This window comes from Streptomyces sp. NPDC054956, from assembly GCF_053609185.1.
Genome location: NZ_JBSGXB010000633.1, coordinates 1 through 1,428, shown reverse-complemented (window position 1 = coordinate 1,428; position 1,428 = coordinate 1). Strand labels below are relative to the sequence as shown.

Annotated in this window: 1 protein-coding gene; it reads right to left on the bottom strand. The window is 72.1% G+C overall.

The annotated features are described in order from the left end of the window. Positions 1–60: 60 nt before the first annotated feature. Complete coding sequence (locus tag ACWGDE_RS38940) at positions 61–960, bottom strand: hypothetical protein (RefSeq protein WP_453393818.1); 900 nt, start codon at positions 958–960, stop codon at positions 61–63. Positions 961–1,428 lie beyond the last annotated feature (468 nt).

The following is a 1,428-nucleotide window of genomic DNA, read 5'->3' as shown; positions in this document are numbered from 1 at the left end:
GACTGACGGAAACACACAAGGGCGGTACCCCCACCGGGGGTACCGCCCTTTTCAGTTCACTCAGGCCTTGTCGCGGGCCTGGTCCTCATCGAGGTCCTCATCGCGGTCGTCCTCGCGGAGGTCCGCGCGGTCGTCCTCGTCCTCGTCCTCGTCCTCGTCCTCGTCGAGCACGACGATCTCGTCGGTGGCGTCGACTTCGTCGTCGCCCTCGTACTCCTCGTCGTCCTCGTCGTAGTACTCGGCCTGGTCGGAGGCCCGCTCCGCGGCCCTGACCTCGGGGTCGTCCGAGTCCTCGTCGTCCTCGTCGAGGTCGTCCTCGACGTCGACGTCGGCCTCGTCCTCGAGCGAGGCATCGACGAACTCGACACCGTCGATCTCGGCGAGGCGGTCGGAGGCGTCCGTGGCCCCGTCCTTGTCGGCCTCGAGGGTCTTGGCGAACCACTCGCGCGCCTCGTCCTCACGGCCGGCCGCCAGCAGGGCGTCCGCGTAGGCGTACCGCAGGCGCGCGGTCCACGGCTGCACGGAGCTGGAGGCCAGCTCCGGGCTCTGCAGGGTGACGATGGCGGCGTCGAGCTGGTCCATGTCCCGGCGGGCGCCGGCCGCGACCAGTCGCATCTCGACCTGGCCGGCCTTGTCCAGCTTCTGCACCTCGGGCTCGCCGGCCATGGCCAGCGCCCGCTCCGGACGGCCGAGGCCGCGCTCGCAGTCGGCGATGACGGGCCACAGCTCGACCGAACCGGTCATGCGCTTGGCGGCGCGGAACTCCGCGATCGCCTCGGCGTACTTCTGCGTGGCGTACGCGGCGAAGCCGGCGGCCTCGCGCACGGCGGCGACACGGGAGGCCAGGCGCAGGGCGATGCGCGAGTACGCGTACGCCTGCTCCGGGTCCTCGTCGATCAGCCGGGCCACCATGACCAGGTTCTTGGAGACTTCCTCCGCCAGACCCTTCGGCAGGCTCAGCAGCTCCTGGCGAACGTCGGAGTCGATCTCGAAGCCCGTGACGTCCTCGTCGATCGGGAGGCGCTTGACCGGGTCGCGGTCCGAGCGGAAGTCGCGGTCGCCGCCACGGTCGTCGCGGCCACGGAATCCACCGCGGTCGCCGCCCCGGTCGTCACGACGCGGGTAGGACGGACGGTCGCCACCGCGGTCGTCACGGCCACCGCGGAACCCACCACGGTCGTCATCACGACGGGGGTAGCTCGGACGGTCGCCACCGCGGTCGTCGCGACGCGGGTACGACGGACGGTCCCCGCCACGGTCGTCACGACCGCCGCGGAACCCACCACGGTCGTCATCACGACGCGGGAAGCTCGGACGGTCGCCGCGGTCGTTGCCGCGGAAGCCACCGCCGGAGGGACGGTCGCCACGGTCGTTCCCACGGAACGGCGGGCGGTCGCCGCCACGGTCGTCACGGCGCGGGAAGGAGGG